Below are 21,291 nucleotides of genomic sequence, written 5' to 3' on the forward strand. Positions count from 1 at the left end.
GGGTGTCTCCTCTCGGGCGGCGGGCTCCAGGCCCGCTCTGTGGGACGCTCGTCACCGATCTCCCCTCACCACAGCAGCTCGCCCGCGACGAAGGCGCGGCCCTCGGGGGTCTGCGGCCGGGTGAAGAAGCCCTCCGCGGGGGCGCGCTCGACGATCCGCCCGCGGTGCATCAGCACGATCTCGTCCGCCAGGCGCCTCGCCTGTGCGAGATCGTGGGTGGTCATGACGATGGCGACGCCTTCCGCCTGGAAGGCGCGGATCACGTCCTCCACGCCGCGGGTCGCGGCGGGGTCGAGGGCGGCCGTCGGCTCGTCGAGGAAGATCAACTCGGGGCCGAGCGCCCAGGCGCGCGCCATGGCGAGGCGCTGCTGCTCGCCGCCCGACAGGACCCGCGCGGGCGAATCGCCGAGCGCGGCGAGGCCGAAGCGGGCGAGGGCGTCGTCGGCGCGCCGCCGGCGCTCCGCGCGCGCGAAACCGTGGAGCGCCAGCGCGTGGGTGAGGTTGGCGCGCGCCGAGCGGCGCAGCAGGACGGGGCGCTGGAACAGCATCGCGTGCCCACGTCCCGCCCGCGCCGCGCCCGCCGCCGGTCCGGACCAGGCCACCCGCCCGCTCGTCGGCGCGAGAAGCCCGTGGGCGATGCGCAGGGTCAGGCTCTTGCCCGCGCCGTTGGGGCCGACGATCGCGATGCGTGCGCCGCGCGGCACGGCGAGATCGACGCCGTCGAGGAGGCGGCGCCCACCGGCCTCGAAGCCGATGCCCTCCAGGCGCAGGGGCAGGATCGAGGGCGTCTCACGCATGGATGCCGCCCCCCGCCAGCCGGGCGCCGAGACGGGCGCTTCCGTACGCGCCCGCATTGAGCGCGAGCGTGATCGCGAGCAGGATGATCCCGAGCCCCAGCGCCAGCGCCAGGTCGCCACGGCTCGTCTCCAGCGCGATCGCGGTGGTCATCGTGCGCGTGTACCCGGCGATGTTACCGCCGACGATCAGCACCGCGCCGACCTCGGCGCTCGCCCGCCCGAAGCCGGCGAGGACCGCGGTCGTGAGCGAGAAGCGCGCATCCCAGAGCAGGGTCGGGATGGCACGGACCCGCGAGGAGCCGAGCGAGGTGAGCTGCTCGCGATACTCCCCCCAGAGGTCCTCCACCGTCTGGCGGGTGAGCGCGGTGACGATCGGCTGGATCAGCGCCGCCTGGGCGAGGATCATGGCGGTGGGCGTGAACAGGAGCCCGAGATCGCCGAGCGGCCCCGAGCGGGAGAGGAGGAGGTAGAGCGCGAGCCCCGCCACGACCGGCGGCAGCCCCATCAGCGCGTTGACGAGCACGATCACCGCGCCGCGGCCGGGGAAGCGCGCCAGCGCGAGGCCGGCGCCGAGCGGCAGGCCGATCGCGCAGGCGATCACCACGGCGCTGAGCGTCACGCGCAGCGACAGCGCGACGATCTCGACGAGCGCCGGATCGCGCGCGAGGACGAGGCCGAAGGCGGCGGCGAAGGGGGACTCGGACATCGGGAACTCTGCGTAGGGTGCCTCTCATTCTGGATTCCGCCGCAGAAATCGGCAAGAACGGAATCCTCGCAAGAAAACGGAGAAGGACGCAGTGGATCTGATGACGACGGCCGAGGTCGCCGCCTACCTGAGGCTCAAGGAGCGGACGGTCTACGAGATGGCCGCGCGCGGGCAGATCCCCTGCACCCGCGCCACCGGCAAGCTCCTGTTCTCGCGCCGGCTCGTCGATCGCTGGCTCGAGGCGCACACGGAGGCGCCGAGCCGATTCGCGGCCCCGCCGCCGGCGATCTACGCGGGCTCGTCCGATCCGCTGCTCGAATGGGCGCTGCGCACCTCCGAATGCGGCCTCGCGGTGCTGGCCCGCGGCTCGGCCGACGGGCTCGAGCGGCTGGCACGCGGGGAGGCGGCGCTCGCCGGCATCCACCTGCTGGAGCCGGACACGGGGACCTACAACGTCGATGCGGTGCGCCGGGCCCTGCCGTTCCCGGACATCGTGATGGTGCGCTTCTGCACCCGCGAGCAGGGCCTCGTCGTCGCTCCGGGCAACCCGCTGGGCATCCGTGACGTGGCCGATCTCGCGGCCTCCGGCGCGCGCCTCGCCCAGCGCCCGGACGGTGCGGGTACGCGGCTCCTCACCGACACGCTGCTCGCCCGCGCCGGCATCCCGGCGGATGCGCTGCCGCGCGCCGAGAGGCCGGCGCAGACTCAAGGAGATCTCGCGGGCCTGATCGCCGCCGGCGAGGCCGACGCCGGCTTCGGGGTGCGCGCGGCCGCCGCCGCCGCGGGGCTCGGCTTCGTGCCGGTCGGCGTGGTCGAGCCTTTCGACCTGGTGATGCGCCGGCGCGACTTCTTCGAGCCGCCGGTCCAGGCGCTGATGCGCTTCCTGCGCGACCCCGCGCTCGCGGCGGCGGCGGAGCGGCAGGGGGGCTACGATCTCTCGGAGGCGGGGCGCGTCGTCTTCAACGCCTGACTCGGCGCCGCCCAGCGGCCGAGGCGCCGCGCCCGTTCCGCGCTTCGGGCGGGCGCCGTCCCTCGCGTCGCGTCGCGTGCCAGCATCTCCCCCGGCGTCCCCCGCCCCACGATACGCCCCTCGCGCATCAGCACGACGGTGCCCGCGAGCCGCGTCACTTCCGCGCGCGAGTGGCTGACGTAGACGATCGGCACCCGCGCCTCGTCCCGCAGCCGCTCGAGATAGGGCAGGATCTCCTGCTTGCGGGCGTCGTCGAGGGAGGCCAGCGGCTCGTCCATGACGAGGAGGCGCGGCGACGAGAGCAGCGCGCGGCCGATGGCGACGCGCTGGCGTTCGCCGCCGGACAGCCCGCCCGGCCGGCGCCTCAGGAGATGGCCGATGCCGAGGAGTTCGACGACCGGCTCCAGCGCCGGCCGCGGCGCCGATCGCGGCGCGAACCAGCGCCCGAACAGCAGGTTCGCGCGCACCGACAGGTGCGGGAACAGCCGCGCGTCCTGGAAGACGACGCCGATGCGCCGGCGGTGCGGCGGCACGACCACCCCCGCCTTCGTGTCGGTGAGAGTCTCGCCGCCGATGCGCACGAGCCCCGCCTGCGGGCGCACGAGCCCGGCGATCGCGTTCACCACCGTCGTCTTGCCCGATCCCGACGGGCCGAACAGCGCGGTGACGCCCGCGTCGCTCGCGAAGGCGACGTCGAGCGCGAAGGCGCCGAGCGTATGGCCGAGCGCGATCTCCAGCGTAGGCGCGTGGTCTTCGCTCATGCGATGCCCACCCGCGCCTGCGCCCGCCGCGCCAGCAACTCGGACACCAGCAGCGCCCCGAAGGCGATCGCGACCGAGACGAGCGTGAGCCGCAGCGCGCCCGCCTCGCCGCCGGGGACCTGCGTGAAGGTGTAGATCGCGGACGGCAGCGTCTGCGTCTGGCCGGGGATGTTGGAGACGAAGGTGATCGTCGCGCCGAACTCGCCCATGGCCTTGGCGAAGCACAGGATCATGCCGGCGATGATGCCGGGCAGGATCAGCGGCAACGTCACGACGAGGAAGGTCGCCACGCGCCCGGCGCCGAGCGTCCCCGCCGCCGCCTCGAGCCTCGGGTCGACCGCCTCTATGGCGAGCCGGATGGCGCGCACCATCAGCGGGAAGCCCATCACCGCGCAGGCGAGCGCCGCGCCGGTCCAGCGAAAGGCGATGACGATGCCGAACGTCTCCTCCAGGAAGGCGCCGATCGGCCCGCGCCGGCCGAAGAGCAGCAGCAGCACGTAGCCGGTGACGACGGGCGGCAGGACGAGGGGCAGGTGGACGAGCCCGTTCACCAGCGCCTTGCCCGGGAAGGACACGCGCGCGAGCAGCCACGCGACCGCGATGCCGAAGGGCAGGCTCGCGATCGTCGCCCAGAAGGAGACGAGGAGGGACAGGCGGACCGCGTCCCATTCCTGCGGCGAGAGCGCGAGCCAGTCCATGGGAGCCTAGTCGACCAGCACCGCGAAGCCCTGGCTCCCGAAGAGCGGCCGGGCCTCGGGCGTGCGCAGGAAGGCGAGGAAGTCGGCGGCGACCGCGCTCTCGCTCTCGCGCGTGAGCGCCGCCGGGTAGACGATCGGCGGGTGGGTCTCCTCGGGGAAGAGCGCGACGACCCGCACGTCGTCGTCGGCGGTGGCGTCCGTCGTGTAGACGATCCCGAGCGGGACCTCGCCGCGCGAGACGAGGGCGAGGGCCGCGCGCACGTTCTCCGATTGGGCGAGGCGGTCGGCGACGCTCCCCCACACGCCGAGATGCTCGAGCGCCGCGCGGCCGTAGACGCCGGCGGGCACGGCGGTCGTCTCGGCCATGGCGAGGCGTCCGTCGGGGCCGAGCGCGCCGGCGAGGTCGAAGCCCGGCGCGATGGCGATCTCGACCTCGGAGGCGGCGGGCGCCACGAGCGCGATGCGGTTGCCCAGAAGATCGACGCGGCTCTCCTCGCGGATCAGCCCGGCCGCGGCGAGGTGGTCCATCCATTCCACGCTGGCGGAGACGAAGAGATCGGCCGGCGCGCCCTGCTCGATCTGGCGCGCGAGGGCGGAGGAGCCGGCGTAGGAGAGGGCGATCTCGGCCCCGGTCCGCTCCCGGAAGGCGGCGGCGGCGTCGTCGAGCGCGTTCTTCAGGCTCGCGGCGGCGAAGACCACGGCGGTTTGGGAGCGGGTGTCCTGCGACCACGCGGCGGGGGCTGCGAAGGTAAGCGCAGCGGCGAGCGTCGCCAGCAGCGCGAGCCTCGGGGCGTGCCTCGTCACCGTCTCCTCCTCGATTGGTTCGAGAGAACATATCGACGCGCGCCGTCGCGTCCAGCGTTATTTTCGCCCGGACATATCGCCCCGCGCGGCGGGATCGCGGAGCATGGCGCGCATGGCCTCCATGTCGGCGGCGACCGCGCGCTCGGTCTTCTCCTGCATGGCCCGGTAGAGCCCGAGCACGCGCGTCCCCTCGGCGGTCAGCCGTGCGCCGCCCTGCTCGCGCCCGCCACGGCTCGTCTCGACGAGCGGGGCCTCGAAGCAGCGGTTCATGGTCTCGACGAGCATCCAGGCGCGCTTGTAGCTCATGCCCATGCGCCGCCCGGCGGCGGCGATCGAACCCGTCTCGCGGATGCCCTCGAGCAGGTCCGCCTTGCCGGGGCCGACCGCGATGTCCGGGTCGAGCCGGATGCGCAGGAACGCGCCGGGTCGCCCGCCCTCGTCGATCGCGTTCGTGTCCCGCGCCATTTCGCCCTCGTCCCTCACGCGTCCGCCTGCCCAGCATAGAGGCGTGTGGACCGAAAGTTCACCCGTCCTGCCCGCACGTGCGGCGGCTTTTACCCTGACGGGGGGGCGCGGGTCTGGTATCGTCCCCCGAACTGTCCGGACAAGGATGCGCGATCCCGTGATCGTCGGCGTGCTCAACCAGAAGGGTGGCGTGGGCAAGACCACGATCGCCGTCAACCTCGCCGCGGGCCTCGCGGCGCAGGGGCGGCGCGTGCTGCTCGTCGACGCCGACCCGCAGGGCTCGGCCCTCGCCTGGTCGAGCGCGCGCGAGCGCGATCCGCTGTTTCCGGTGGTCGGCATGGCCAAGCCCACCCTCCATCGCGACCTGCCGAGCCTCGCCGCCGGCTACGACGCCGTCGTCATCGACGGCGCGCCGCGCGCCAACGACCTCGCCCGCGCCGCGATCCTGGCGAGCGAGACGGTGCTCATCCCCGTCCAGCCGTCGCCCTACGACATCTGGGCCGCGCGGGAGACGGTGGAACTGATCCGCGAGGCGCAGATCTACAAGGAGACGCTCACGGGCGCCTTCGTCATCAACCGCAAGATCGCCAACACCGCGATCGGCCGCGACGTGACGGGCGCGCTCGAGCCCTTCGAGATGCCGGTGCTCGAGTCGGCGCTGTGCCAGCGGGTCGTCTATGCCGAGAGCGCTGCGCAGGGGCTCTCCGTCGCCGAGGCCGCGCCGTCGAGCGAGGCCGCCCGCGAGATCGCCGCCCTCGTCGCCGAGATCGCCCGGCGTCATCTGCGAAAGGACGCCGCGTGAGCACCGTCGTCGAGTTCGGTCCCGCCGCCGCGCGGCGCGCGGCCGCCGCCCGCCGGACCGCGCCCGCGGAGGCGCGCCGGCGCCGCCCGGCCGAGGCCGCGGCCGATGCCTGGGTCGCCGCCGCGGCCGCGTCGTCGGCCCAGACCGGAGGCCCGCGGCACGATCCGCTCACGCTGTCCGAATGCGTCGGCCGCCTTCAGCGCGACTGCGTCGGCGCGCTCCGCGCGCCTGCCGAGCGTCACGTCTCCGGCCTCTCCCGCCTCGCCGCCTGCCGCACGCCCCAGGACCTAGCCGAGGCGCAGATCGCCCTGGCGACGGAGGCGGCCGCCCGCGGCTTCGAGGATGCGGCGCGTGTCGCCGAGAGTTGGGCGCGGGTGCATCGCGCGGTGGCGCGGGCGTGGATGGGCGGGATTCTCTAGCCTCCGTGCGCGGCGTCCCAGCGCGCCAGCGCGTCCCGCAGCACGATCGCCGCGCCCGGCTTGAAATCCTCCGCCGTCACGAGCGCGCGCGCCAGATCGGGAACCGGCCAGGGCTCGAAGCCCGCGATCTCGTCGTCCTGCGGCATCGGCCGCTCGTCGGGCGTCATCGCGAGGTCCCAGACGAGGAGATCCTCGCGGGAGAGCCCGTCCGGCCCCGGCGCGACGCGGTCGAGCCGGGCGGCGGGGCGGGCGTCGCGCAGGCGCTCGGGGGTGAGGCCGGCCTCCTCGCGCGCCTCCTCCCGCAGCGTCTCCTCGGGCGTCGTGCCCGCCGGCACGCCGCCGGCGACGGTGGTGTCGAGGAGCCCCGGCGCGGTGCGCTGACCCGTCCCGCGCCGCGCGAGCCAGACGTGCGGCGTCTCACCCGCGACATGCCCGACGAGGCAGACCTTGCGCACCAGGAGCCCCAGCGGCCCGGCGGCGGCCCGATCGATCCGCGCCAGCTCCGCCCCGTCGCGCCCCGCCCGCACGCCGATCGCCTCGCCCCGCAACGGCGGGCACAGGCCCGCTTCGAGGAGCCGCGCGAGCGCCGCGTCGAGCGCGCCTCGCAGGTCGCGAGCGGGCAGGGCGAAGCCGTCCGGCCGGGACGCGACCAGCCGCGACAGCACCCCGGCGGCGGCGGTCGTTACGGCGCCGACGGGCTCCGTCACGCCGTCGACGAAGAGCGGTGCGTAGCCTTCGGGCAGCTGCATGGCGCGGTCCTCTTCGCAGACCCAAACGCGCGACGCGCCCGATCGTCGACGTTCCGGCTCCGGCCGCCGGCTCAGCGGTAGCGGCCGTGCCGCTGGAGGACCTCGATCTGGTAGCCGTCGGGGTCCGCGACGAAGAAGAAGCGTGCCATCAGCGCGCCGTCGCGCTCGAACGCCACGATCCTGCGCGGCGCGAGGCCCCGAGCCTCGAAGCGCGCGTGCTCCGCGTCGAGGTCGTCCACCGCGAAGGCGACGTGGCCGTATCCGTCGCCGATCTGGTACGGCTCGGTGCGGCCGTGGTTGATCGTCAGCTCGAGCTCGAAATCGGCCTCCCCGTTACGCAGGTAGACCAGGGTGAAGTCGTCGAAGGGGAAGCGGTCCGCGACCTCGAGCCCGAACGCCGTACGGTAGAACTCCACCGAGCGCGCCTCGTCCAGCACGCGGATCATCGCGTGTATCGCCTTCGCCATGCCGATCCTCCGGGTCGCCTCGCATCCGATGCGACCGGCAGAGAACCGCCGTGCGCCGGGCGGCGCCATGCGTCGCGAGGTCGCGCGCCGCCGGGCTGCGGCCTCTCGCGGTGTGCTCATCCCCTCACCGCCGGGCGATCGCGTGGAAGAACGTCCCGCTGACGGTACCGACGCGGTGACCGGCCGCTCCGAGATCCGTGCCCTCGGCGTCCACCATGTCCGCGAACGCCGCCTCGCGGGCCTCCTCGCGGGCCACCACCGAGGCGTAGTGGAACTCGTGGCCGACGAGGCGGGAGCCGGCCGCGCCGAGGGGGGCGTCGTGGATCAGGGTGGCGATCCGGTAGCCGAGGTTGAACCTGCGCCTGGCGAAGCTCGTCTCGACGGGGAGCAGCCCGAGCATCGCGTGGGCGATGCCGTCGGCGCCCGTCAGCGCGCGGCCCAGCGTCATGTAGCCGCCGCACTCCCCGTGGACGGGCTTCGTCTCCGCGAAGGCCCGCACGCCGGCACGGAAGCGTTCCGCCGTGGCGAGGCGACCCGCGTGGAGTTCGGGGTAGCCGCCGGGCAGCCAGCAGACGTCGCAATCCGTCGGCGGCGGTTCGTCGGCGAGCGGCGAGAACGGCACGATCTCGGCGCCCGCCGTCCGCCAGGCGGCGAGATGGTGCGGGTAGACGAAGGAGAACGCGGCGTCGCGGGCCAGTGCGATGCGCTGCCCGGGCGGGGGTATCGCGGCCGCGTCGGCGGCGACGGCGAGACCGCGGGTCGGCGTGGCCGCGGCCAGCACCGCGTCGAGGTCGACCGCCGCCTCGATCGCGTCCGCGAGCGCGTCGAGCCGCGCCGCGAGATCGGCGGTCTCGTGCGCCTGGACGAGGCCGAGATGGCGCTCCGGGAGCGCGAGCCCCGTGTCGCGGGCGAGCGCGCCGAGCACCGGCATGCCGATGCGCGAAAGCCCGTCCTCGACGAGCCGGCGGTGCCGCGCGCTCGCGACCTGGTTGAGGACGACGCCCGCGATCGCGATGCGCGGATCGAGCCGCGCGCAGCCGAGCGCGGTCGCCGCGGCGGACTGGGCGTGGCCCGAGACGTCGAGCACGAGCAGGACCGGCCAGCCGAGCAGCGCGGCGAGGTCCGCGCTCGCGCCGGTGCGGCCGGTCTCGCCGCGCACGCCGTCGAACAGGCCCATCGAGCCCTCGGCGATCACGATCTCGGCTCCCGCCAGGGCCCGCGCGGCGACCGCCGCCATCGTGGCGTCCGTCATGGCGAACGAGTCGAGGTTGACGCTCGGCGCACCCGTCGCGGCGGCGTGGAAGGCGGGGTCGATGTAGTCCGGCCCGTTCTTGATCCCGCGCACGGCGAGGCCGCGGCGCGCCAGCGCGCGCTGGAGGCCGAGCGTGACGGTGGTCTTGCCCGAGCCCGAGCGCGGGGCGGCGACGAGGAGGCCGCGGGGCGCCTGCGCGGTCATCCGCCGACCGCCGTGCGGAAGTCCTCGAGATGCGCCGCGATCGCCTGCCGGAAGGCCGCGATGGCGCCGACGGCGACGATCGCCGGGGAGGCGACGGCACCGGCCTCCGCCAGGGACGGCAGCTCCGCGAGCGGAGCCTCGAGCAGCGTCTCGCGCGGGGTCGTCGCGCCGTGGACGACGAGGGTCGGCGTCGCCGGCGAGAGCCCGCCGCGGATCAGAGCGCGGGCGATGGGCGAGAGGTTCGCCACCGCCATGTAGAGCACGATCGGCACGCCCGCGCGGGCCAGCGCCGCCCAGTCGACGCTCTCGTCGTCCTCCGCGCAATGGCCGGTCGCGAGGATCACGGCGTGGTTCGTGTCGCGGGTCGTCGCGGGCACGCCGTGCTGGGCGAGCGCCGCGAGGCCCGAGGAGACGCCGGGCACGATCCGGAAGGAGATGCCCGCCTGCGCCAGCGCGAGCGCCTCCTCGCCCCCGCGCCCGAATACGAACGGGTCGCCGCCCTTGAGCCGCAGCACCCGCTTGCCGGACCGGGCGAGCGCGATCAGCCGATCGCAGATCGCGTCCTGGCGCGCCGAGGGCTTGCCGCCGCGCTTGCCGGCGTATTCCAGGACCGCGCCCTCGCGGGCGAGGCCGAGCACGCCCTCGCCGATCAGCGCGTCGTGGACGACGACGTCGGCCTGGGCGAGGGCGTTCATCGCGTGCACGGTGAGCAGGCCCGGATCGCCCGGGCCGGCGCCCACGAGCCAGACGGTCCCGGGCGAGAAGACGGGGGTGAGGCGCGAGAGGTCTGTCATGCGGGCCTCCGGACCGGCTGCGTGCGCTGATTTCGGCGGTGAAGTCCCGCCCTGCTTCGTGTACAGGACCGCGGATGAGCGATCCATCCCGTGGAACCGGGGAGACTGCCGCGCAGAGCCCCTCCGATCCCGACGCGGCCCTCGGCGCGCCGCCCCCGGGGCCGCTGCGGCGCGGCTGGACGACGGGAGCCTGCGCGACCGCGGCGGCGAGGGCGGCCTTCGTCGCGTTGCGGACGGGGGCGTTCCCCGATCCCGTCGAGATCGTTCTGCCGCACGGGGCGCGCGTCGCGTTCGCGCTCGCGCGCCACGAGACGGTGGAGGGGGGCGCGGTCGCGGGGGTGATCAAGGACGCCGGCGACGATCCCGACGTGACTCACGGCGTCGAGGTGCGCGTCACGGTACGCCCGGGCGCGCCGGGCAGCGGCGTCGTGTTTCGCGCCGGCGAGGGCGTGGGCACCGTGACCCGCGCCGGCCTGCCGATCCCACCGGGCGAGCCGGCCATCAACCCGATGCCCCGGCAGATGATCCGCACCAACCTCGCCGAGGCCGCCACCACGCTGGGGGAGGCCCCCCCGGACGTCGAGGTCGAGATCGCCATCCCGGGCGGGGAGGCGATCGCGCTGAAGACGCTCAACCCGCGGCTCGGCGTGCTCGGCGGGCTCTCGGTGCTCGGCACCACGGGCATCGTCGTGCCCTATTCCTGCGCGGCCTGGATCCACTCGATCCACCGCGGCATCGACGTCGCCCGCGCGGGCGGCCTCGTCCATGTCGCGGGCGCGACGGGCGCCACCTCCGAGGAGGCGGTCGCGCGGTTGCACGGGCTTCCCGATCAGGCGCTCATCGACATGGGCGATTTCGCCGGCGGCATGCTGAAATACCTGCGCAGGAACCCCGTGCCGCGGGTGACGATCGCCGGAGGCATCGCAAAGCTGTCGAAGCTCGGCCAGGGCATGCTCGACCTGCATTCCCGCGCCGGGCCGGTGGATCTCGCCTGGCTCGCCGAGCGCCTCGCCGAGGCCGGGGCGCCGGAGGACGTCGTCGCGCGGGCGAGGGAGGCGAACACCACGCTCGAGGTCCTGCGCCTCGCGCAGGGGTTCGCCCTGCCCCTCGGCGACGTCGTCGCCGCACACGCCTGGAAGACCGCCGCCAAGGCCCTGCGCGGCGCGCCGATCGCGCTGGAAGTCGTGGTGTTCGACCGCGACGGCGCGCTGGTGGGGCGGATGCCCTTCCACCCGGTGGTCTAGGGCGCGCGCCACCTCCCCGCAGGGGAGGACGGAGGCCGCAGGCCGGAGGGTGGGGCGGGCGGCGATGCGGTTCGCAAGACTGGTCGAACGGCCCCACCGCCCGCGCTGCGCGCGGACTCCTCCCCTCCGGGGAGGACGCGGGGTCGAGCGCGGCATCGACGTCACTCCCCGCTCTCCCATCCCGGCCGGAACCGCCGGTCGTAGTCCGCTGCGTATAGCCGCGAGCGGGCCTCGCCCGCGCCCGCCAGCGCCGGGCCGACGAGGATCAGCGCGGTGCGTTCCAGCTTCGCCGCGCGCACCGCCGCGGCCAGCGCCGCGAGGGGTGCGCGGATCACGCGCTCGTCGGGCCAGGAGGCGCGCCAGACGACCGCCGCAGGGCAGTCCGGCCCGTAGGCGGGCAGCAGGTCGTCGACGACGTCCTCGATGCGATGGATCGAGAGGTGGATCGCGAGCGTCGCCCGCGTCTGCGCGAAGGTCGCGAGCCGCTCGGTCTCCGGCATCTTCGAGGCGCGGCCGGGCGTGCGGGTGAGCACGACGGACTGCGCCACCTCCGGCACGGTGAGCTCGCGCCCGAGCGCGGCGGCGGCGGCGGCGAAGGAGGGGACGCCGGGGGTGACCGTCCAGGGGATGCCGCGGGCGTCCAGCGCCGCGATCTGCTCTCCCATGGCGGACCACACCGAGACATCCCCCGAATGCAGCCGCGCCACGTCGTGGCCGGCGTCGTGGGCCGCCGCGATCTCGGCGAGGATGGCGTCGAGGTCGAGCGGCGCGGTGTCGACGACGCGCGCGCCCGCGGGGCACCAGGCCAGGATCTCCGGCGGCACGATCGAGCCGGCGAACAGGCAGACCGGGCAGCGCTCGACGAGGGCGCGCCCGCGCACCGTGACGAGGTCGGCCGCGCCGGGGCCGGCGCCGATGAAATGGACCGTCACGGCGCGGCCTCCCGGGAGCGCGCCAGCGCGCAGGTGACCCGCGCGCCGGTGACGCGCGGCAGAAGCAGCGTCGCCCCCGCGCCGGCGGCGGCCAATGCCGCCGCTTCGGCGACGGAGCCGACGTCGTGGGCCGCCTGCGCGCGGGTGGAGCAGGAGACGACCCCGCCGGACGCGCTGCGCAGGACCTCGGGCGGGACGACCTCGACCGCCAGCCCGAGCAGCGCCGCCGCCTCCCCGAAGGCGGGGAGCGCCGCGCGCGGCTGCGCCGTCGCCAGCCGATCCGCGCGGGCGTCGGCGCGCGCCAGCGCCTGGCGCACCAGGTCCGCGATCTCGGCGGCGCTCGCCGCGGAGGAGAAGCCCACGCCCGCCACGATCACGGCTTCACCCCGATCCACTGCGTCACGGGCATCGCCGCCCGCCAGCCGTGCATGCCGCCGACGGGCTCCAGCCGCGAGACCGCGAGACGGCGCATCGTCCCGTCATGCGCGGCGAAGAGCGCGGCGAGGCGCGCCTCGGTCTCCAGCGTCACCGCGTTGATCACGAGCCGCCCGCCGGCAGGGAGTGCCGCCCAGGCGGCCTCGCACACCCCCGTAACGGTCGCCCCGCCTCCGATGAAGACCGCGTCCGGCGCGGGCAGGCCGGCGAGGGCGTCGGGCGCGCGGCCGGCGACGACGCGCAGGTCGGGCGCGCCCAGCCGCGCGGCGTTGGTGGCGATCCGCTCGGCACGGTCCGCCCGCGCCTCGATGGCGACGGCGCGGTTCGCCGGGTGCGCGAGCATCCATTCGATGCCGATCGAGCCCGCGCCCGCGCCGACGTCCCACAGCAGCCCGCCTGCGCGCGGCGCGAGCGCGGCGAGCGTGACGGCGCGGATCTCGGCCTTGGTCAGCTGGCCGTCGGTGTCGTACCAGGCGTCGTCGCGCCCGGGGACGAGGGGGACGACCCGGGCGTCCGGGCCGCCGGCCACGGCGATGGCCACGGTGTTGAGCGGGTCGATCGCGTCCAGCGCGAAGCCCTGCGCGCGTGTCCGGCGCACCAGTTCCCGCGGCCCGCCCATCGCCTCCAGCACGACGATCTCCGAGCCGCCCATGCCGTGGTCCGCGAGCAGCGCCGCGAGCCGCGCCGGCGTGGTCTCGTCCCAGGACAGCGCCAGCACCCGCGCGCCGGGTTGGAGATGCGGCACGATCCGCTCGAAGCTCCTGCCGTGCAGGCTCACGCAGGCGACCTCCGGCAGGGACCAGCCGAGCCGCGCGGCCGCGAGGGAGAAGGCCGAGGGCTGCGGATAGGCCGCGATCTCGTCGGCCGGGATGCGGCGCGCCAGCTCCGCGCCGATGCCGTAATGGAACGGGTCGCCGGTGGCGAGGACGCAGATCGGCCGGCCGCGGCGGGCCTCGATGGCGGCGTAGCCCTCGGCGATCGGGCTCGGCCAGGTCATCGTCTCCGCGCGCAGCGGCGCCGCCAGCGCGAGATGGCGCGCGCCACCCACCACGAGCCCGGCCCTGTCGAGCGCCGCGACGGCGGCGGGGGAGAGGCCGGCGCGGCCGTCCTCGCCGATGCCGACGATGGACAGCCAGCGTGCGTCAGAGGATATGTCGGGCATGACGATCCTCCTCCTCGGCGGCACCACGGAAGCGACCGCACTCGCGCATCGCCTCGCCGCGCGCCCGGACCTGCCCGCGATCCTCTCCCTCGCCGGCCGCACGAGCACCCCGCGGACCGCCCCGCTGCCGACGCGGATCGGCGGCTTCGGCGGCGTCGAGGGACTCGTCGAACACCTGCGGCGGGGGGGCGTCCGCGCGGTGGTGGACGCGACGCATCCGTTCGCGGCGCGGATGTCCCTCAACGCGGCGCAGGCCTGCCGCAGCGCCGGCGTGCCGCTCCTCGCCCTCGTGCGCCCGGAATGGACGCCCGGCCCCGGCGACCGCTGGACGATCGTTCGGGACATGGCGGGCGCGGTCGCGGCGCTCGGAGCGGCGCCGAAGCGCGTGTTCCTCACGGTGGGCCGCCTCGAGCTTTCCGCCTTCGAGGCCGCGCCGCAGCACGCCTATCTCGTGCGCACCATCGATCCCATCGGGGATGTCGCCCTGCCCAACCTCGCCGAGATCCGCCATCGCCCGCCCTTCGACGAGGCGGCGGAGCGCGCGCTGATGCAGGCCGAGCGCATCGACGTGCTCGTCACCAAGAATTCCGGCGCCGCCGCGACCCGCCCGAAGCTCGACGCCGCGCGCGCGCTCGGCCTGCCGGTCATCGTAATCGCGCGCCCGCCGCGCCCGGACGGAGTCGAGACGGTTGCCGCCCCCGCAGAGGCGCTCGCCTGGCTCGAGCGGGTTCATGCGCCGGCTCCGTAGCTGCGCGGCGTGAGCACGAAGGGCGGTGCGTCGCCGGAGCGGGTGATCAGCCGTGTCGTCGAGGCGCCGATGATCACGAGCGTCGCCATGTCGGCCTCCTCGGCGCGGGCCTCGGCGACGGTGCGGATCGTCAGCCGCTCGTCCGGGCGGCCGACGGCGCGGGCGAGCAGGATCAGGTGCTCGCGCGCGCGCACCTCGCGCACGATCTCGAAGGCGCGGCCGAGCTGCCAGGGGCGGGCCTTCGAGATCGGGTTGTAGAGGCAGATCGCGAGATCGGCCTCGAGCGCGAGCCGCAACCGCTTCTCCACGATGTCCCAGGGTTTGAGGTTGTCGGAGAGGGACATCACGCAGAAGTCCCCGCCCAGCGGTGCCCCGAGCCGGGCGGCGGCGGCGAGCATGGCGGAGATGCCGGGCTCCACCCGGACGTCGAGCGCCCGCCAGCCGGGCTCGCCCGCTTCCAGCGCCTCGAGCACGGCTGCGGCCATGGCGAAGACCCCCGGGTCGCCACCCGACACGACCGCGACCCGCCGGCCCTGGGCGGCGAGCCCGAGCGCCCGGCGGGAGCGGTCGAGCTCGACGCGGTTGTCGGAGGCGTGCTTCGTCCGCCCGGGGCGGTCCGGGAGGCGCGCGACGTAGGGGCCGTAGCCGACGACGTCGGTCGCCTCGTCCAGCGCCCGCTGGGCGGCGGGGGTGATCCAGTCGGGATCGCCGGGACCCAGGCCGACGATGGTGAGGCGTCCATTCGGGAGGGGATCGGTCACGGCCGCCTCCCGTCGCCCGGCACGATCACGAGCGAGAAATACGGGGCGACATGCCCGGCGGGCACCTCCGCCACGGGGATCACCCGCTCGCCCGCCATGGTCGCGCGCTCGACATAGACCGCCCGGCCCGTCAGCCCTGCCTCGGCCAGCGCGTCTCGGACCTTCGGCCAGTTGCGGCCGAGCTTCATGATCACCGCGGCGTCGGTGTCGCGCAGGCGGCGCGCCAGCTCGGCCGCGGGGAGCGTGCCGGGGAGAACGGTCAACACGTCGTCGCCCCAGGTGATCGGCGCGTCCGCGGCGGTCCAGGCGCCGGACATGGCGGTGATCGCGGGGATCGTCTCGACGGGGACGCGTTCGCGCAGCCGCCGCCACAGATGCATCCACGAGCCGTAGAAGAAGGGGTCGCCCTCGCAGAGCACGCCCACCGTGCGCCCGGCCTCCCGCTCGGCGAGGAGACGTGCGACGCACGCCTCGTAGAAGCCGGCGAGCGCCTGCGCATAGGCGGGGTCCTCCACCGCGATCTCGGTCGTGACCGGGTAGACCATCGCGATCTCGCGGGCGGGATCGGCGCCCACGATCGCGTCGGCGATGGTGCGGGCGTTGCCACGTCGGCCGCCCTTGCAGAAATGGGCGAGCCGGTCGCAGCGCTCGAGGGCCGTGCGGGCGCGCACGCTCGTCAGGTCCGGATCGCCCGGGCCGAGGCCGATGCCGAGGATGGGGGTGAGCGCGCTCATGCTCTCGGTCATTCCGTGGCGCTCGCGAGCGCGTTGATCGCCGCTGCCGTCATGGCCGAGCCGCCGCGACGGCCGTGGACGACGACGAAGGGCACGCGCCCGTCCCTCGCCAAGGCCTCCTTCGATTCCGCCGCGCCGACGAAGCCCACGGGGATGCCGATCACGGCCGCCGGCCGCGGCCAGCCGGCATCCAGCAGCTCGAGGAGCCGGAACAGCGCGGTCGGCGCGTTGCCGATGGCGACGAGGGCGCCCTCGATGTGCGCGCGCCACAGCTCCATGGCACCGGCCGAGCGGGTGTTGCCGATCGCCTCGGCGAGACCCGGGGTTCGCGGGTCGTCGAGGGTGCAGATCACGTCGTTGCCCGCGGGTAGCCGCGATCGGGTGACGCCGTTCGCCACCATCTTGGCGTCGCAGAGGATCGGCGCGCCCCGCGCCAGCGCCGCGACCCCGGCCTGCGCGAAATCCGGCGACATCTCGACGTCCTTCGGCAGGTCGGTCATGCCGCAGGCGTGGATCATGCGCACCACGACCCGCTCGGCCGCGCCCTCGAAGTGGGCGAGATCCGCCTCCTCGCGGATGATGGCGAAGGAGCGGGCGTAGATCGCGCCGCCGTCGCGGATGTAGTCGTGGGCACTCACGTCCGATGGTCTCCGAAGGCGGCGGCGAGGCCGCGCGGGTCGCTCGTGTGCCGCAGGACGCCGGCGACGGCGGGCAGGGGGAGGGCGGTCATGGGCGCGTCCCCCGCCGCGCCGCCGGGGATCACGTCGTAGCGCCCGTCCGCACGGCCGACCAGTGTGAGATCCGACGCCCGCGGATGCGCGCAGCCCTTCGGGCAGGCGGAGACGTGGATGCGAGCACCGGCCTCCGCGAGGTCGCGCACGGCGTCCGCCAGGGTGAGTGCGTCCTGCGGCGCGGGGGTGTTCCCGCGCCCACAGGCCGGCGCGCCGGGGCAGGCGACGAGCGCGAGGCGCGGGTCGGCGGGGTCGGTGACGAAGCCCGCGGCCTCGGCCGCGCGGGCGACGACATCCGCGGCCGCGAGGCCCAGGTGCGGGATCAGGATGCCTCGGGTGAAGGAGAGGCGGATCTCGCCCGCGCCGTGCGCCTCGGCCCACCCCGCGGCCAGGCGCAGCTGCGCGGCGGTAGCGCGCCCGAAGGGCAGGGCGAGGAGGAGGGCGGATTCGGTGATGAAGCCCGCGACGTAATTCTCCTTCCCTGTAGGGGAAGGTGGCTCGGCGGAGCCGAGACGGATGGGGCGCGCGGGACGCGCGTTCGGCGAAGCCGAAGTGGACGGTGCGAGGCCGGACACGGCGGTTTCCGCTGCGCGGAACGCGTCGCTTCGCGCCGCGCCCCATCCGTCACCGGCTCCGCCGGTGCCACCTTCCCCTACAGGGAAGGAGAGGGGCGTCGCGTGCGCCATCGCTGTGGCGATCATGCCGGCGGCGTCGGGGGAGATGTCGCGCATCCGGCGGGCGTCGCCGCGCTTCTCGCGGAAGGCGACGAGGGCCGCAGCCACGGTCTCCGCCGCCGTCTCCAACGGAACGGGCCCATACCACACATACCCGTCCTCCACCGCGAGCCCGATCGCCACGCCGCCCTCCGCCGGCGCGACCCACACGTCCGCACCCGGCTCGAGCCGCAGCGCCCCGCCGCCGTCGATCGCGACGAAGAATTTCGCCGGCAAGGCGGACGCCACATCCCCGACCCGCGCCTCGATCCCGGCCGCCAGGGCCGCTGCGTCGAAGGCTTCCGCAGGGTCGATGCCCGCCAGAGGCGAAACGAGCGTCAGGCGGTAGGGCCCGTCCTCCGCCGCCTCGAGCAGGGCGATACCCGAAAGCCGTTCCAGGACGGCGCGATGCGTCACCTCGTTCACGCCGCGGATCTGGAGGTTGCCCCGCGCGGTGACGTCGAGGAGGCCGTTGCCGCAGGCCTCCGCCGCCTCCGCCAGCGCCCGCGCCTGCACCGCGGAGAGACTCCCGCCCGGCGGGTGGACGCGCACGAGGAGCCCGTCGCCGGTCTCCATCGGCCGGCGCGCCCCGGGGCACCAGCCGCGCCTGAGCGGGAGCGCCGTCATTCCGCCGCCTCCCGCGCACCGTCGGCGAGCGCCGCGGCGACCGAGTTGGAGCGCGTCTCCCACAGGCCGCGCCGCAGCGCGTCCTCGAGCCGCTCGCGGATGGCGGCTTCCGCCGGGGCGTTCGCCTCGCGCAGCCGCGCGTTCACCGCCTCGTCCGCGACCAGTGCCGAGAACACCGCCTCGAAGGCGTGGGAGGACACCGCGTCCGTCGTCGCGGCGAAGGCGTAGAGCGCGTCGACGCCCTGTGCCAGCTCCGCGGCCCCGCGCCAGCCGTGGCGCAGGCAGCCCGCGATGAAGCGCGCGTTGGTCAGCCGCCCGCGCACGATCCGGTCGATGTCCTCGGCGAGCGTGCGGGCCTTCGGGGCCGCGCGCGTCGTGTCGAGGCTGTAGAGGGCGGGCGCGGCGCCGAGCGTCTGCGCGGCGGCCGCGAAGCCGCCGATCGCATCGGGTATGGCGTCGCCGTCGAGGAGGTCGCGCTCGGCGACGTCCGTCGTGTGGACGAAGGCGTCGGCCGCCGCGACGCGGGCGTCGAACGAGGGCTCCGCCGCCCCGGCGCCGCCCGCCCCGTAGGCGTGCGAGGTGTTGGCGAGATAGGCCCGGCCGAGATCGGCGCGGGTCTCCCAGCTGCCGTCGAGCGCCAGGCTCGCGACGCCCGCGCCGTTGTCGCCGGGCGCCGGCCCGAAGACTCGCGCGAGCGACGCGCCGGCGCGGCGGGCGGCGGCGAGCGCGTTCCAGTCCTCGGCCTCGTCGCGCGCCGCGACCGCGCGGGCGGCCTGGTCGAGGAGCGCGAGCTGGTCCGGGAACGTGTCGCGGAAGGCGCCGGAGACGCGCACGGTGACGTCGGCGCGTGGATGGTCGAGCCTCGCGATCGGCAGGATCTCGAAGCCGGTCACCCGGGTCGTCGCGGGGTCCCACACGGGCGCGACGCCCATCAGCGCGAGCGCCTGGGCGATGTCCTCGCCGCCCGTCCGCAGGGTCGGCGAGGCCCACAGGTCCATGACGATCCGGCGCGGATGGTCACCCTCCTCCTGCAGATGCCGTCGCACGATCTCGGCGGCTGCGCGCCTCCCCAGCTCGGCGGCGGCGCGGGTGGGGATGGCCCGCGGGTCGAGCGTGGTGAGGTTGCGCCCCGTCGGCATCACGTCGACGCGCCCGCGCGAGGGCGAGCCCGCCGGCCCGGGCGGGACGAAGCGGCCGTCGAGGGCTGCGAGCAGGCCCGCGCGCTCGCCCGCGGCGCTCGCGGGGTCACCCGACACGCCGAAGACGTGGAGCCCGTCGCGGAAGGCGGTCTCGGCGAGATCGCAGAGATGGGCGTCGAGCCGGGTGAGGGCCTCGTCCATGGGCGTCTGCGCGTCGACGCCGCAGGCCTCGGCGAGGCCGCTCGCGCGGGCGCGTTCCAGAATGTCGGCGGCGACGAGGGTTGCGCGGCGCGGGTCGAGCACCTGGGCGGAGGAGAATTCCTCCACCCGCTCCTTCAACGCCGCCGTCTCCCCGTCGAGCCCCGCCTCGACGACGTCCGGCGTCAGGTGGCCGATCGTCACCGCGCCGATCCGGCGCTTCGCGGGCGCCGCCTCGCCGGGGTCGTCGACCACGAACGGGTAGACGACGGGCGTCGCGCCCGTCAGCAGCCGCGGCCAGTCGTCGGGGGCCAGCGCCACCGCCTTGCCGGGGAGCCATTCGGTGGTGCCGTGCGTGCCGAGATGAATCAGCGCATCGATGCGCTCGGGCTCCTGCCCAAGGGCCGCGTAGAAGGCGCAATAGGCGTGCGTCGGCGGCAGATTCGGGTCGTGGTAGGACGCCTTGCGGTCACCGCGCCCGCGATCCGGCTGGAGCGCGATCAGCACCTTCCCGGCGCGCACGACCCGGAAGACGAAGGCGTCGCCGTCGCAGGCGGGGTCGTCGGACGGTGCGCCCCAGGTCTCGGCGAGTTCCGCCCGGCGGCTGGCGGGGAGGCGGGCGAGCCGGGTCTCGTAGACGGGGAGGGGGACCCGCATCGCCTCCGCCCCGGAGAGAAGAAGCGGGATCAGCGCCTTGGCGTCCACCGCTCGCGCGATGTCGTAGCCGGCGTCCGCGAGGAGCTCGAGGATCGCCGCCGTGCTCGCCGGCGTGTCGAGCCCCACGGCGAAGCCGGTGCGGCCGCCGCGGGCGGGGTAGTCCGACAGGACCATCGCGAGCCGGCGCTCGGACCGCGGCGTCGCGGAAAGCCGCGCCCAGGCGGCGGCCTGGTCCGCCACGGCGGCGATCCCGGCCGGATCGGGCGCGCTCTCGCGCCGAGCGAAGGCCAGCGCCGGGTCCGGCGCGGCCTCGGCCTTGAAGGCGATCGGTCCGGCGACGATGCGGCCGTCGAACTCGGGCAGCGCGATCTGCATGGCGAGATCGGCGGCCGAGAGCCCGCGCTCGGACGCCGCCCAGGCGTCCCGCGTCGTGCCGACGGGGATCGCCTGGAGCACCGGGCAATCGGCGGCGTCGAGGACGAAGGCCGTGCCTTCGCGGGCGGAGAAGGCCGTGGTGGCGAGCATGACGGCCGGCTTGCGGGCCGCGAGCGCCCGGCGCACGACGCCGACCGCCTCGGGGTCCTTCAGGCTCGACACCGCGAGCACGAGCGGCGCGAGCCCCCGTGCCGCCAGCGCCTCCGAAAGCGCCCGGGCCGGGCCGGTCTCGCCGGCGAGAACGGCCGAGCGGTAGACCAGGATCGGCGCGAGCGGCCGCTCCGTCGGCAGGCGGGCCAGCGCCGCCTCGGGCGTCTCCGGCCCGTGCTCCGGCGACCAGGCGAAGCCCCGCGGCGTCGGGATCGGCGGTGCGATCGCCGCGCGCCGGCCGGCGAGCCAGGCGTCGATGCCGGCGAGCAGCCGGCCCATGTTCTCGACCCCGCCGGCGATGAAATAGGCTTCGAGCGCGTCGCAGCAGGCCCTCGGCACGGTCGAGAGATCCGCGAGGCGCGGATCCGGCCGGTCGTCGCCGGGGATCACCGCCAGCGCGATGCCGTTCGCCCGCGCGGTATCGGCGAGACGCTCGACGCCGTAGCGCCAATAGTCGAGCCCGCCGAGGCAGCGCACCAGCACGAAGCGGGCCTTCGCCGCGGTGTTCTCCACCCACAGGTCGACCGAGAGCGGGTGCTTGAGCCGCCTCAGCGAGGCGAGGCGGATCGAGGGCCCGTCGGCCGCACCCCCGCGCGACGCGGCACTCGCGGCGGCGAGCGCCGCGAGGTCCGAATCGGCGAAGGAGAGCACGACGACGTCGCCCGGCGGCTGGGCCAGGTCGACGGCGCTCTCACCCTCGTCGAGGGAGACCGTGCTCGCGGGGAGAAGGTGCATGG

General features: G+C 75.4%; 22 protein-coding genes and 1 pseudogene. 5 read left to right on the forward strand and 18 right to left on the reverse strand.

Annotated elements, in window-relative coordinates; genetic code table 11:
- Positions 1-65 precede the first annotated feature (65 nt).
- Together AB9M23_RS04030 and AB9M23_RS04035 are read right to left on the reverse strand one after the other, a co-directional pair.
- A complete protein-coding gene (locus tag AB9M23_RS04030; protein WP_372422718.1) occupies positions 66-797 on the reverse strand; it encodes an ATP-binding cassette domain-containing protein in 732 nt (243 codons plus the stop codon).
- Positions 790-1,503, reverse strand: coding sequence for an ABC transporter permease (locus tag AB9M23_RS04035; protein WP_372422720.1), 714 nt, complete (start codon positions 1,501-1,503; stop codon positions 790-792). Before AB9M23_RS04035 ends, AB9M23_RS04030 begins: the two co-directional genes overlap by 8 nt.
- Positions 1,504-1,603: 100 nt before the next feature.
- Between AB9M23_RS04035 and AB9M23_RS04040 the strand changes: the two genes are divergently transcribed.
- Positions 1,604-2,473 carry a substrate-binding domain-containing protein gene (locus tag AB9M23_RS04040; RefSeq protein WP_372422722.1) on the forward strand — a complete coding sequence of 290 codons (870 nt, stop codon included), beginning with the start codon at positions 1,604-1,606 and terminating at the stop codon, positions 2,471-2,473.
- A gap of 74 nt (positions 2,474-2,547) precedes the next feature.
- Here the strand turns inward: AB9M23_RS04040 and modC are convergent.
- The 4 genes and pseudogenes from modC to AB9M23_RS04060 form a co-directional block, all read right to left on the reverse strand.
- A pseudogene (gene modC / locus AB9M23_RS04045) lies at positions 2,548-3,234 on the reverse strand (molybdenum ABC transporter ATP-binding protein); the annotation flags it as partial.
- A complete protein-coding gene (modB, locus tag AB9M23_RS04050; protein ID WP_372422724.1) occupies positions 3,231-3,932 on the reverse strand; it encodes a molybdate ABC transporter permease subunit in 702 nt (233 codons plus the stop codon). The pseudogene modC and the gene modB, both read right to left, overlap by 4 nt.
- Positions 3,933-3,938: 6 nt before the next feature.
- Positions 3,939-4,736, reverse strand: a complete 798-nt coding sequence (modA, locus tag AB9M23_RS04055) for a molybdate ABC transporter substrate-binding protein (RefSeq protein WP_372422726.1) — start codon at positions 4,734-4,736, stop codon at positions 3,939-3,941.
- A gap of 57 nt (positions 4,737-4,793) precedes the next feature.
- Positions 4,794-5,201, reverse strand: a complete 408-nt coding sequence (locus tag AB9M23_RS04060) for a winged helix-turn-helix domain-containing protein (RefSeq protein ID WP_372422728.1) — start codon at positions 5,199-5,201, stop codon at positions 4,794-4,796.
- Between the two features lie 157 nt (positions 5,202-5,358).
- On the opposite strand from AB9M23_RS04060, the gene parA reads away from it, so the two are divergent.
- A complete protein-coding gene (gene parA / locus AB9M23_RS04065) occupies positions 5,359-6,003 on the forward strand; it encodes a ParA family partition ATPase (protein WP_372423751.1) in 645 nt (214 codons plus the stop codon).
- Positions 6,000-6,422: a phasin family protein gene (locus AB9M23_RS04070; protein WP_372422730.1), complete on the forward strand. Its 423-nt coding sequence runs from the start codon at positions 6,000-6,002 to the stop codon at positions 6,420-6,422. Before parA ends, AB9M23_RS04070 begins: the two co-directional genes overlap by 4 nt.
- On the opposite strand, the gene AB9M23_RS04075 is transcribed toward AB9M23_RS04070, so the two are convergent.
- The 4 genes from AB9M23_RS04075 to cobA form a co-directional block, all read right to left on the reverse strand.
- Positions 6,419-7,171 (reverse strand): NUDIX hydrolase, encoded by a 753-nt coding sequence (locus AB9M23_RS04075; protein ID WP_372422732.1) that lies wholly within the window; start codon positions 7,169-7,171, stop codon positions 6,419-6,421. The genes AB9M23_RS04070 and AB9M23_RS04075 overlap by 4 nt on opposite strands.
- Before the next feature lie 71 nt (positions 7,172-7,242).
- A complete protein-coding gene (locus AB9M23_RS04080) occupies positions 7,243-7,638 on the reverse strand; it encodes a VOC family protein (RefSeq protein WP_372422733.1) in 396 nt (131 codons plus the stop codon).
- 124 nt (positions 7,639-7,762) lie between these two features.
- On the reverse strand, positions 7,763-9,094 hold the full coding sequence (locus tag AB9M23_RS04085) for a cobyrinic acid a,c-diamide synthase CobB (protein WP_372422735.1): 1,332 nt from the start codon (positions 9,092-9,094) through the stop codon (positions 7,763-7,765).
- A complete protein-coding gene (cobA, locus tag AB9M23_RS04090; RefSeq protein WP_372422737.1) occupies positions 9,091-9,888 on the reverse strand; it encodes a uroporphyrinogen-III C-methyltransferase in 798 nt (265 codons plus the stop codon). The genes AB9M23_RS04085 and cobA overlap by 4 nt, the downstream gene beginning before the upstream one ends.
- 74 nt (positions 9,889-9,962) lie before the next feature.
- Here cobA and AB9M23_RS04095 point away from each other — a divergent pair, with 74 nt between their 5' ends.
- On the forward strand, positions 9,963-11,132 hold the full coding sequence (locus tag AB9M23_RS04095; protein WP_372422738.1) for a cobalt-precorrin-5B (C(1))-methyltransferase: 1,170 nt from the start codon (positions 9,963-9,965) through the stop codon (positions 11,130-11,132).
- A 161-nt stretch (positions 11,133-11,293) separates the two neighbouring features.
- Here the strand turns inward: AB9M23_RS04095 and cobM are convergent, their stop codons facing one another.
- The 3 genes from cobM to cbiE are packed head-to-tail and all read right to left on the reverse strand — an operon-like array spanning position 11,294 to position 13,661.
- Complete coding sequence (gene cobM / locus AB9M23_RS04100) at positions 11,294-12,064, reverse strand: precorrin-4 C(11)-methyltransferase (RefSeq protein ID WP_372422740.1); 771 nt, start codon at positions 12,062-12,064, stop codon at positions 11,294-11,296.
- Entirely contained in the window at positions 12,061-12,441 is a 381-nt protein-coding gene (locus AB9M23_RS04105; protein WP_372422742.1) for a cobalamin biosynthesis protein, read from the reverse strand. Before AB9M23_RS04105 ends, cobM begins: the two co-directional genes overlap by 4 nt.
- Positions 12,438-13,661, reverse strand: a complete 1,224-nt coding sequence (cbiE, locus tag AB9M23_RS04110; protein ID WP_372422744.1) for a precorrin-6y C5,15-methyltransferase (decarboxylating) subunit CbiE — start codon at positions 13,659-13,661, stop codon at positions 12,438-12,440. The genes AB9M23_RS04105 and cbiE overlap by 4 nt, the downstream gene beginning before the upstream one ends.
- On the opposite strand from cbiE, the gene AB9M23_RS04115 reads away from it, so the two are divergent.
- Positions 13,660-14,409 carry a cobalt-precorrin-6A reductase gene (locus AB9M23_RS04115; protein WP_372422746.1) on the forward strand — a complete coding sequence of 250 codons (750 nt, stop codon included), beginning with the start codon at positions 13,660-13,662 and terminating at the stop codon, positions 14,407-14,409. The two genes, cbiE and AB9M23_RS04115, sit on opposite strands and share 2 nt — an antisense overlap.
- On the opposite strand, the gene cobJ is transcribed toward AB9M23_RS04115, so the two are convergent.
- From cobJ to cobN, 5 genes are read right to left on the reverse strand one after another with little or no spacing between them, the layout of a single operon-like run.
- Entirely contained in the window at positions 14,391-15,170 is a 780-nt protein-coding gene (gene cobJ, locus AB9M23_RS04120; RefSeq protein ID WP_372422748.1) for a precorrin-3B C(17)-methyltransferase, read from the reverse strand. The genes AB9M23_RS04115 and cobJ overlap by 19 nt on opposite strands.
- Positions 15,167-15,916, reverse strand: coding sequence for a precorrin-2 C(20)-methyltransferase (locus tag AB9M23_RS04125; RefSeq protein ID WP_372422750.1), 750 nt, complete (start codon positions 15,914-15,916; stop codon positions 15,167-15,169). Before AB9M23_RS04125 ends, cobJ begins: the two co-directional genes overlap by 4 nt.
- Positions 15,913-16,542 carry a precorrin-8X methylmutase gene (locus AB9M23_RS04130; RefSeq protein WP_372422752.1) on the reverse strand — a complete coding sequence of 210 codons (630 nt, stop codon included), beginning with the start codon at positions 16,540-16,542 and terminating at the stop codon, positions 15,913-15,915. The genes AB9M23_RS04125 and AB9M23_RS04130 overlap by 4 nt, the downstream gene beginning before the upstream one ends.
- Positions 16,539-17,975, reverse strand: coding sequence for a precorrin-3B synthase (cobG, locus tag AB9M23_RS04135; RefSeq protein WP_372422754.1), 1,437 nt, complete (start codon positions 17,973-17,975; stop codon positions 16,539-16,541). Before cobG ends, AB9M23_RS04130 begins: the two co-directional genes overlap by 4 nt.
- Positions 17,972-21,289 (reverse strand): cobaltochelatase subunit CobN, encoded by a 3,318-nt coding sequence (cobN, locus tag AB9M23_RS04140; protein ID WP_372422755.1) that lies wholly within the window; start codon positions 21,287-21,289, stop codon positions 17,972-17,974. The genes cobG and cobN overlap by 4 nt, the downstream gene beginning before the upstream one ends.
- Positions 21,290-21,291: the final 2 nt, after the last annotated feature.

Origin of the sequence: Salinarimonas chemoclinalis (assembly GCF_041514305.1) — a bacterium.
Taxonomy (GTDB): domain Bacteria; phylum Pseudomonadota; class Alphaproteobacteria; order Rhizobiales; family Beijerinckiaceae; genus Salinarimonas; species Salinarimonas chemoclinalis.

Coding starts and splice junctions, on each gene's coding strand:
- AB9M23_RS04075 (WP_372422732.1), bottom strand. CDS start 7,171: ATGCAGCTGCCCGAAGGCTACGCACCGCTCTTCGTCGACGGCGTGACG.
- cbiE (WP_372422744.1), bottom strand. CDS start 13,661: ATGCCCGACATATCCTCTGACGCACGCTGGCTGTCCATCGTCGGCATC.
- modB (WP_372422724.1), bottom strand. CDS start 3,932: ATGGACTGGCTCGCGCTCTCGCCGCAGGAATGGGACGCGGTCCGCCTG.
- AB9M23_RS04030 (WP_372422718.1), bottom strand. CDS start 797: ATGCGTGAGACGCCCTCGATCCTGCCCCTGCGCCTGGAGGGCATCGGC.
- AB9M23_RS04095 (WP_372422738.1), top strand. CDS start 9,963: ATGAGCGATCCATCCCGTGGAACCGGGGAGACTGCCGCGCAGAGCCCC.
- cobN (WP_372422755.1), bottom strand. CDS start 21,289: ATGCACCTTCTCCCCGCGAGCACGGTCTCCCTCGACGAGGGTGAGAGC.
- cobA (WP_372422737.1), bottom strand. CDS start 9,888: ATGACAGACCTCTCGCGCCTCACCCCCGTCTTCTCGCCCGGGACCGTC.
- AB9M23_RS04040 (WP_372422722.1), top strand. CDS start 1,604: ATGACGACGGCCGAGGTCGCCGCCTACCTGAGGCTCAAGGAGCGGACG.
- AB9M23_RS04115 (WP_372422746.1), top strand. CDS start 13,660: ATGACGATCCTCCTCCTCGGCGGCACCACGGAAGCGACCGCACTCGCG.
- AB9M23_RS04060 (WP_372422728.1), bottom strand. CDS start 5,201: ATGGCGCGGGACACGAACGCGATCGACGAGGGCGGGCGACCCGGCGCG.
- cobG (WP_372422754.1), bottom strand. CDS start 17,975: ATGACGGCGCTCCCGCTCAGGCGCGGCTGGTGCCCCGGGGCGCGCCGG.
- AB9M23_RS04125 (WP_372422750.1), bottom strand. CDS start 15,916: ATGACCGAGAGCATGAGCGCGCTCACCCCCATCCTCGGCATCGGCCTC.
- AB9M23_RS04035 (WP_372422720.1), bottom strand. CDS start 1,503: ATGTCCGAGTCCCCCTTCGCCGCCGCCTTCGGCCTCGTCCTCGCGCGC.
- AB9M23_RS04085 (WP_372422735.1), bottom strand. CDS start 9,094: ATGACCGCGCAGGCGCCCCGCGGCCTCCTCGTCGCCGCCCCGCGCTCG.
- AB9M23_RS04080 (WP_372422733.1), bottom strand. CDS start 7,638: ATGGCGAAGGCGATACACGCGATGATCCGCGTGCTGGACGAGGCGCGC.